The organism is Thermoanaerobaculia bacterium, from assembly GCA_035260525.1.
GTDB lineage: Bacteria > Acidobacteriota > Thermoanaerobaculia > UBA5066 > DATFVB01 > DATFVB01.
The window spans coordinates 1-9,374 of sequence record DATFVB010000316.1 but is presented as its reverse complement, the minus strand read 5'-3'; the positions used below and the strand labels follow the sequence as shown (position 1 = coordinate 9,374).

The window sequence follows — 9,374 nt, the reverse complement described above, 5'->3', positions numbered from 1 at the left end:
GCGCACGCGCCCGTATTCCCTCGATGTATCGCGGCGGCCGTTACGGAGTGAGGGGGAAAGCTTCTTCCGCGTCCGAGTCCCCCGTAACGTTGTCCGTCCCGCTCAGCCACCCGTAGAACGAGGTCCCGGCCGAGCCCGAGTACTCGATCCGCCCGCCGTCCGATCCGACCTGCGCGCCGGCGTTGCCGACGATCAGGAGCCGGTGGTCGCCGACCGGCAGCTGGAGCTTCCGGATCGCGCCGACCCGGTCGCGGAACGTCAGCACGACCGTCCCCGCCGTTCCGCGGTTGTAGAGGAAGAGCGTCCGGTGAAGGCGCGCGTCGGAGCCGACGAGGAACCGGCCGGCGGTCGAGCCCGCCGTCACCGGCCGCGCCGCCGACGCGAAGTCGCCCGCGGAGGTGCGGTTCGCGAAACGCACGACGACGTCGACCGCGACCGCGCTCTTGACGACGATGCTGCCGAATCCGAGCGCCGGGTTCTCGTAGGGCACGACCGCGGTGCCGCCCGCGGGAACCGTCACGATCGACTCCGAGGGCGCGTCGCCGGACGCGGGAAACCAGTCCAGCGTCACTGGCGCGGCGCCGCCGGACGGGTTCGCCAGCAGGAGCTCGCTGACGACCGTCCCGCCGAGGGCCGCGAACGCCGGCGCCGACCCCGCGACGGGGACGACGACGTCGGTCCGGGGGACGACCGCCAGCTCGACGGCAGCGTCTCCGGTCGACTGGTAGAGCGTCGCGTAGGGGAAAAGATCGCCCGAGGAGACGTCGAAGGTCACGTAATCGCCCGATTCGGCGGCCGCGCCGAACGCGGCGAACGCCGGGTTGTACTCCTGGCGGTTGTTCGACGGAAGGAAGAACGGGAAGCTCCCGCGGATCGTCCCGTCCGCGCCGTGAAGGGTCGCCGTCCCGGTCGCGCCGGTCGGCGAGAAGATCCCGAGGATCGAGATCTCCCCCGGCTGGGTCTGCAGGAAGACGGCTCCCGAGGAGCCGGGCGCGAGCGCCGAGCCGGTCCCCTGCGCGTTCAGCGCGAACCCGTAGGTCCCGCCGTCGGGGCGCACGACGTAGGTCCGGGAAAGCGCGTCGGCGTTGCCCGCGTCGGCGGCCGGGGGGGTGAAGACGAGCGAGCCGAAGGCGTCGCCGGCGTTCAGCTGCGACGCCCCGAGAGCGTCGGAAACCGTGAGGGTGACGTTCGGGCCGAGCGAGAACGACTTCGAGAACGGCGGCGGAACGGGAGTGGCGTAGAACGTCGCCGCCAGCGCGCCGCTCGGCGCCGCTCCGTCGTACAGCACGAAATCCGTCCGGATCGTTCCGCTCTTCGAGTTGATCGCGAGCGGCACCACGAGATCCGCCGCGTTGGCCGACGGGAGCAGCGTGAACTCGACGAGCGCCCCGCGCACGCCGGAGACGATCTTTCCGTTGACCGGCAGGATCGAGTACGACGTGCTCGTCGGGAGGAGCGTGCCGCTCGGAAGCGTGAACCGCGAGATCCCCTCCTTCGGAGTGGCCGCCGCGATCGAGGCGTCCGGGGGATCGTCGGCGCTCGCGAACGAAAGCGGCGTCAGGGTCGTCGACCGAACGCGCGCCGCCGGCTCCGGGAGCGCGACGAGCGTGCTCGTCACCGGAGTCGTCTGGATCGTCACCTTCGGCGCCAGGTTCGTGTCGACCACGACGAACCGGCCGTCCCCTCCGGAGGGATCGGTTTCGACGGCGTAGATGAAGTTCCCCTGCAGGAAGAAATGCGTCGGGTCGAGCAGGTATCCCGCTCCGAACCGGTCGTACTGCCCCGTCGCGAGGTTGAGCCGGGCGACCGAGCCGCCGGCCACGACTTCGGCGACGTAGACGTTTCCCGCGCCGTCGAGCGTCGGCTGGGTGGGCTCCGACTGGGTTTTCGCCGGATCGAAGGGCTGCCAGGCGGTTTCGACGAGCGTCGCCGGGTCGATCCGGACGATCCGGCTGTTGCCGAAGTCGGTGAGATAGAGCATCCCGTCGTCGCCGGCGACGAGGCCGGAATACGCGAAGGAGGCCGGGCCGCGGTAGGCGGCGACCTCGAGCGTGTTCAAGTCGACGTGGATGAGCGAGCCCTGCGACATCGCGATCCAGACGGTCCCGTCCGGCTCGCGCACGAAGCCCGCGGGCTTTGAGACGGGCAGGATCCACTCGGTCATCTGGTTCGTCACGGTGTCGAGCTTGCCGAACACCGATTCGTTCAGATCGATCCCGCTCGTGCCGTTCTCGACGAACCAGATGTCGGTGCCGTCCACCTCGAAGTCGGAGGGGTTCGCGCCGATCGACCGGTACGGGTTGGCGTAGTCGCGGGAACGGACCGGCCATTCCGTGATCGCGTCGTCCTTGTAGAACGCGATCCGGTCGGCGTTGGACTCGAGGAACCAGATGCCCCCGGACGCCGGGACGAGCCGCGGGCCGTTGGCGAACGTGGTCTGGTCCTTGAAATCGTTCGTGTCGTGCTTCTGGAGGGGATGCACCACGGCGCCGACACCGAAGATCGAGCCCTGGGCGGCGGCCGCGAGCGGGCAGAGGATGACCATGAGGGTGACCAGTTTTTTCACCGGCAGATTCTAACCGAATCGACGCCACGGAAAGTTGCGCCGCCGTCCTCTGTCGGGGACGGGAGGGGCACGGCGGCGCCGGCATATGATTTGCGGTGGACCGCTTCATGGCGCCGGCATCGTCTCTCGCCGAGATCCTGAAAGCCCGGACGGCTCCGGCGGCTCCGGCGCTCGTCCGCGATCTCGGCGACGGCCGTCTCCGCTGCCTCGCGTGCGGCCACCGCTGCCCGATCCCCGAAGGCGCCGTCGGCGTCTGCAAGGTCCGGTACAACGAGAAGGGCGTCCTCCAGGTCCCGCGGGGATACGTCGGCGCGTTGCAGTGCGATCCGATCGAGAAGAAGCCGTTCCATCACGTCATCCCCGGAGCGCTCGCGCTCTCCTTCGGAATGCTCGGCTGCGACCTCCACTGCGCGTACTGTCAGAACTGGTTCACGTCCCAGACGCTCCGAGACGCCAACGCCACGGCGCCGCCCCGCGACGTCGACCCGGCCGAGCTCGTGCGGATCGCCCGCGAGCTCGGGGCGCCGGTCCTCGCCTCGACGTACAACGAGCCGCTCATCACGTCGGAGTGGGCCGTCGAAGTGTTCACGGCCGCCCGGGCGCAGGGACTGCGGGGCGCGTACGTCTCCAACGGAAACGCGACTCCCGAGGTGCTCGAGTACATCCGGCCCTGGGTGGACTTCTACAAGGTGGATCTCAAGTCGATGCGCGACAAGCACTATCGCGAGCTCGGCGCCGTGCTCGACAACGTGCTCGACTCGATCCGGCGCGTGCACGCCCTCGGATTCTGGCTCGAATGTCTGACGCTCGTGATTCCCGGCTTCAACGACTCCGAGGAGGAGCTCCGCGACGCGGCGCGCTTCATCGCGTCGGTCTCGCGCGACGTCCCCTGGCACGTGACCGCCTTCCACCCCGACTACAAGATGGACGCAACGCCGGCGACGCCGGCCCGAACGCTGCTGCGCGCCTGCGAGATCGGCGTGGAGGAGGGGCTGCGTTTCGTTTACGCCGGCAACGTCCCGGGAGGCGTCGGCGAGTGGGAGAACACCCGCTGTCCGAGCTGCGCGACCACACTCGTCGAACGGCGCGGCTTCGTCGTCACCCGCAACCGGATCTCGGACGGGAAGTGCTTCCATTGCGGGACGGCGATCCCCGGCTTCTGGGAAGGCGGGGGCGTGACGAAGAGCCTCGGAATCCCGATTCCGATGATCTGATCGCGAGAGTCGCGAGTCGGCGAACGATTCACGAGTCCGGATCGGGGACGCGAGCCTCGCGTGCCCACGCTCGTCCTTGCGAGCGACAGCGAAGCGTATTCGCAGAATCCGAGCGCGCGCGCGAGCACCTCCAGTCTCGCGGAACGCTCGCCTCTCCGAGGCTCGGATTCATCGAATACGCTATCGCAATACTGCCATGCGATGGGATCTCCCCGATGGGCGGTGAAAGTTGACTTTCTCATTCTGAGAAGCGAAGCGACGAAGAATCTACCCGGCCGGGAGTAGATCCCTGCGCGGAGCTTACCCTCGAGCGAGCCGCGAGCAGATCCTTCGCTGCGCTCAGGATGACAGCGGCGACCGAAGGGCTGGCAGCGGGGACCGAAGCGACCAGGATGGCCGAAGTGGGGCCGACTTTCTCAACAATGACACAGGCGGTGCCCGGCGGCTCCGACTCGCGGCGCGTGACTGCCGGACTCGCGACTTCTTCTTTCGGCCGGCTCGCGACTTCGGTCTGCTCGATGGCACGACACTTGAATCAATTTCGGCGAAATCGCGAAAGGAGGCTTTTCGTGTCTCATCGAGCCATCGCACCGGTCCTGATCGCCGCCGCGGCCGCCCTCCTCGCCGTCCCGGCCGTCGCCCAGTCCTACACGCCGCCGGAGCGCATGCCCGCCAGGGGCGCCTCGGACGCATGGGGAAACGCCAACCTCGTCGTTGCGCAGGAGAAGCGGGCCGGCAACACGGCCGGTTTCGACGCCGGATTCGAATACTTCTTCTGCCGCCACGTGTCGGCGGGAGCGGCGATCGGCTTCTACCGCGCCTCGCTCGAAGGCGGCCACGTGAACGTGGCGTATCTCGACGCCATCGCGGCGCATCATTTCGTCGTGAGCCGGTACGTCGATCCCTGGATCCAGGGCGGTCTCGGCGCGTACCGAACGGACCTCGGACGGCTGGGAACTTCGGCCACGATCAAGCTCGGCGGGTTCGGGGGCGCCGGCGCCGACTTCTTCCTGACCCGCTCGTTCGCCGTGGACGTCGCGGCTCGGTACCACGTCGCGCACTCGGCCGAGGGGGTGCAGGGGAACTTTCTCGAGCTCGGCGGCGGAATCAAATTCTATTTTTGAGCCAGCGCGCGGCGACTGGTCGCGCCGAAGCCTTGGCGAAGGCGGATACATCGAGCCGGACGGGTGCTTGCCGCCCGCGAGACCCTGCGACTACCAGATCTTCACGCGAACCTCTTCCGGCCTCCACATCGCGTCACCCGCCTTCACGCCGAACGCCTCGTCGAATTCCGGCACGTTCGCCATGGGCCCGTTGACCCGCCATTTCTCGGGGGCGTGCACGTCCGAAAGCAGGGCGCGCGCGAGCCTCTCCTTCCGGATCTGTCCCATCCAGCCGAGCGCGTAGCCGAGGAAGTACCGCTGGATCGGCGTGAGCCCGGCAATCTTCTCCCCTTTCCGGTACTGCTCCGTCTTCTCGAAGGCGTCGAGGCCGACGAGCACGCCGCCGAGATCCGCGATGTTCTCGCCCAGGCTCGCCCGGCCGTCGATGTGCATCGAAGGGAGCGGCTCGTAGGCGTCGAACTGCGCGACCATCCGCTCGGCGCGCGACCGGAAGCGGTCCGCGTCCTCCTTCGTCCACCAGTCCCGGAGGTTCCCCGACGCGTCGTACTGCCGTCCCTCGTCGTCGAAGCCGTGCGACATCTCGTGGCCGATCGTCGACGCGGCGGCGTAGCCGTAGACGAGCGCGTCGTCGGCAGCGTCGTCGGGAATGCCGGGGATCGTGAACGCGGCCGCGGGGAGGACGATCTCGTTGTTCGACGGGTTGTAGTACGCGTTGTACGTCTGCGGCGTCATTTCCCATTCGGCGCGGTCGACCGGCTTCCCGAACTTCCCCAGCATGTCCTGGAACCACCAGCGCGTGCCGGCCATCACGTTCGCGGCGAACGACTCGCGCCCGATCGCGAGCGTGGAATAGTCCTTCCACTTGTCGGGGTACCCGACTTTCTTCGTCATCTTCGCGAGCTTCTCGAGGGCCTTCGCCTTCGTCTCCGCGCTCATCCACGGTAGCCGTTCGATCCGGTCGCGCCAGGCGTCGCGAATTCTTTCCACGAGATCGCTGTAGCGCTTCTTCGCGCGCTCCGGGAAATACGTCTGGACGAAGAGCTTGCCGACCACCATTCCCATTGCCCGCTCCTCGGCGTCGACCACGCGCTTCCACCGCGGCCGCTGCTCCTCCTGCCCCGAGAGGAGCCTTCCCCGGAAATCGAAGCGGGCGTCGTCGAATGCCCGGCCGAGATAGGGGGCGTACGTGTCGACGAGGTGGAAGCGGAGATAGTTCTTCAGGTCTTCGACCCGGGTCTTCCGGAGCTCCTGCTCGAGCGCGGAGTAGAACTCCGGCTGCCCCACGATGACCGTGTCCGCGCCCCGGAGGCCGAAGGCTTCGAGCCGGGCCGGCCAGTCGATCGACGGAGTGAGATCGTCCCGGGCCTCCGCCGTCGGCATCTTGTTGTAGTTCTTCTCCGGATCGCGGAGGTCGGCGAGCTTGCGCGAGGCCTTCGCGAGCGCCGTCTCGAAAGCGACGACCCGCTCGCCGGCGTCGGGAGGGACCGGGCGGCCCCGGGCGCTCATCTCGAGGAGACGCTGGACGTACTGGACGTAGCCCGCGCGGACCTTGACCGAGTTCTCGTCGGTGTTGAAATAGAAGTCGCGATTCGGAAGGCCGAGCCCTCCCTGCCAGAGCGTGACGGCCATCGCGTCGCTCTTCTTTTCGTCCTGGAGGACGCGCAACGAGAAGAACGCCAGGGTCCTGAGCGGGGCCTGCGCCATCGCGGCGTCGATCGCGCCGGGAAGGTCGCGCACCGCGTCGATCCGGTCGAGCTCGGCCGCGAGCGGCGCGAGGCCGTTCGCGTCGGCCCGGGCCTCGTCCATGGCCGTCGTCCAGAAGTCGCCGATCTTGCGCGCATCGGTCCCGGGCGCGGCTTCGGACGCCGCGGCGTCTTCGTTGATCTTCCGCATGCGGGCGTAGATCTCCTCGTCCACCAGGTCGCCGATTCCCCAGCCGCTCTCCGACGGAGGAATCGGGTTCTTCGCGAGCCAGCCTCCATTGGCGTACTGGAAGAAGTCCGCCGCCGGGCTCGTGGCCGGGTCGATGTGGGAGCGCAGGATGTCCCCGGACGGGACGGCGAGGTCGGCCGCTCGTGCGGCCGAGGCCGCCAGGAACCCGGCGAAGGCGAGCGGCAGGAGGCCCCCGGGCCGGCGGAAGCTCTTTTTCGTCATGCGAAAATCATAGAACTTTTTCCCGCCGTTCCCGTTCACCCCGAAAGGGAGTGAGAACATGAAATCGACCCGAATCCTCGCCGCCCTCCTTCTGCTCGGCGCGGCCGCCTCCGCCCGCGCCGACGTCCATTTCGGAATCGTCGAGGATTCCGGCTCGAACCGTTACTACCGGTCGTCGGGGCTCACGAGCTTCGAGGTCCGCTTCGAGGGCCCGATCGAGCTCTCGCCCGACCGGGAGAGCGTCGTTTCCCTCGCTCCCGGATCGTGGCTGGAGATCAGCACCCGGCGGCTGTTCACGACGCGCAGGATTCGGGTGACTCCCGGCCCGGACGGCCGCCCGCAGCTTCGCCTCTGGCTCGGAGAGCGCAGCGGCAGTCCGGAGCAGGCCCGGGACTATCTCGCCCGTAATCTCCCCGAAGCGGCGCGCGTGACGGCGGTCGGCGCCAGAGGCGAGGCCCGCCGGCTGCTTCGCGGCGGAGCGGACCGGCTCCTCGCCGCCGTCGGCGGCCTCGAAAGCGGCGCGGCCCAGGAGATCTATTTCGAGGAGCTTCTCGCCGCCGGCCCGCTCGACGCCGCCACGGGGAAGCGCGCGGTCGAAACGGCAGCCCGCACCGTGCTCTCGAGCCGCCGGCTGCGGCGCGTTCTCGGGAAGCTCGCCGACGGGCTTCCCCCCGACCCCGATCTCACGGCCGCGCTCGCCCGCGCGTGCTCGGAGATCTCGTCGAGCTCCCAGAGCGGCGCCGCGCTGGCGGCGATCGCCGAGAGGAGGGGCGTGCCTCCCGCATCCGCCCGCGAATACGCCCGGTCGATCGGCCGGATCTCCTCCTCTTCCGAAGCGGCGACCGCGATCGAGCGCGTCGGAAGACAGGCGGCCGACGCCGGCTCGATCGAGCTCCTCGCCGGCGCCGCCGAGTCGATCGCGTCCTCCTCCGAGCTGCGGCGCGCCCTGACGAGCCTCGCCCGGCACCCGAACCTTCCGGCGGAGGCGCTGCCCCGCATCCTCTCCGCCGGCAAGAGCATCTCCTCGTCATCCGAGAAAGCCTCTCTCCTCGAGGAGTGCGCGCCGGCCACGGCGGCCTTTCGCGCGGCGCTCACCGCGTATCTCGACACGGCGGAGACGATCGACTCCTCGTCCGAGACCCGCCGGGCCCTGTCGGCGCTCCTTCGCGGCGGAATCAAGGGAGAAGCCCTCGCCGCGGTCCTCAAGGCCGCCCGGCGAATCGACTCCTCGTCCCAGAAAGCGGAGCTCCTCGTCGAGGCCGCGGGACTCCCGATCGACGCCGTGTCGTTTCCGGCGTATCTCGAGTGCGCGCGGACGATCGAATCCTCGTCGGAAAAGAGCCGCGCCATCCGCGCCCTGCTCGAGAGGGCGGCGCTCGACCCCGGCGAGCGGCGGGCCGTGATGGATTTCGCGGAGCGGGAGATTTCGAGCTCGTCGGAACGGGAAGCGGTTCTCCACGCCGCGCTACCGTCGCGGTAGCTGGCTCGGGGACCGAGGGCGCGTGGCGGGTTCGCGGCTCGTCCCTCATCCGGCGACCTTCGGCCGCCACCTTCTCCCGCCGGGAGAAGTCGCGATGCGGCTCGCTTTGCTCGCGACCTCATGTGACTCGACCGCGAACCCGCCACCCCCTCGCCGACGCTCCCGCTCCCGCATCGCGGGACCTCCGCTCGGTTACTTCGCGCAGGGTCCCCCGCGATGCGAAGAGCCCCGAGGTATCGGCCAGGGTTGTGCCGCGCCGTCACGACTCGTTCTGCCGGACGTCCCGCACGCTTCGTCATTGCGAACGAAGCGAAGCAATCTCCATGGCTCTGGAGATTGCGTCGTCGCTGCGCTCCTCGCAATGACGGGTCACCAGCAATCGCGACGATGCGGCCGCGCTGCCCCACGAAATCCGGGTCACTCATAACGAAACGGCGCAGCCAGAGGGGTTGGAAGACGGCTCCGGCGGGCTCGGCGCGGGTGAAGGCGTACTGAAAACGTACGTCGAGCCCGCGCCGAGTCCGACGGAGTCGTATAACGACCCCTATGGTCCGCGCCGGCCTACCGGCGTTACCGAAGGTAATCGAATCAGTTGAGAAGACCTGAAAGCGCGGCGAGGCGCGAGCCCGGCGGGATGCGGGTTGCCGGCCGGCCGCTAAGGCGTACCGAAGAGCGTACGTCGTGCGGACGGCCGGCAGCACGCGCCCGCCCGGCTCGATGCATCGCCGCGCCCGCCTACCCTCGATGTGAGTAGAAGCTCTCTCGGTTCCGAATCACCTGAAAGCGCGGCGAGGCGCGAGCCCGGCGGGATGCGGGTTGCCGGCCGGCCGCTAAGG

General features: G+C 68.9%; 5 protein-coding genes. 3 read left to right on the top strand and 2 right to left on the bottom strand.

Annotated elements, in window-relative coordinates:
• Positions 1-40 precede the first annotated feature (40 nt).
• Positions 41-2,566, bottom strand: coding sequence for a hypothetical protein (locus tag VKH46_14995; protein ID HKB72152.1), 2,526 nt, complete (start codon positions 2,564-2,566; stop codon positions 41-43).
• Positions 2,567-2,661: 95 nt separating this feature from the next.
• On the opposite strand from VKH46_14995, the gene amrS reads away from it, so the two are divergent.
• Positions 2,662-3,780 (top strand): AmmeMemoRadiSam system radical SAM enzyme, encoded by a 1,119-nt coding sequence (amrS, locus tag VKH46_14990; protein HKB72151.1) that lies wholly within the window; start codon positions 2,662-2,664, stop codon positions 3,778-3,780.
• Between the two features lie 569 nt (positions 3,781-4,349).
• Positions 4,350-4,904 (top strand): hypothetical protein, encoded by a 555-nt coding sequence (locus VKH46_14985; protein ID HKB72150.1) that lies wholly within the window; start codon positions 4,350-4,352, stop codon positions 4,902-4,904.
• A gap of 90 nt (positions 4,905-4,994) precedes the next feature.
• Here the strand turns inward: VKH46_14985 and VKH46_14980 are convergent, their stop codons facing one another.
• The gene (locus tag VKH46_14980) at positions 4,995-7,058 is read right to left on the bottom strand and encodes a M13 family metallopeptidase (protein HKB72149.1); all 2,064 of its coding nucleotides are present in this window, start codon (positions 7,056-7,058) and stop codon (positions 4,995-4,997) included.
• Positions 7,059-7,116: 58 nt separating this feature from the next.
• On the opposite strand from VKH46_14980, the gene VKH46_14975 reads away from it, so the two are divergent.
• Positions 7,117-8,538, top strand: a complete 1,422-nt coding sequence (locus tag VKH46_14975; GenBank protein HKB72148.1) for a hypothetical protein — start codon at positions 7,117-7,119, stop codon at positions 8,536-8,538.
• The last annotated feature ends 836 nt before the right edge of the window (positions 8,539-9,374 follow it).

Coding starts and splice junctions, on each gene's coding strand:
- VKH46_14980 (HKB72149.1), bottom strand. CDS start 7,058: ATGACGAAAAAGAGCTTCCGCCGGCCCGGGGGCCTCCTGCCGCTCGCC.
- VKH46_14975 (HKB72148.1), top strand. CDS start 7,117: ATGAAATCGACCCGAATCCTCGCCGCCCTCCTTCTGCTCGGCGCGGCC.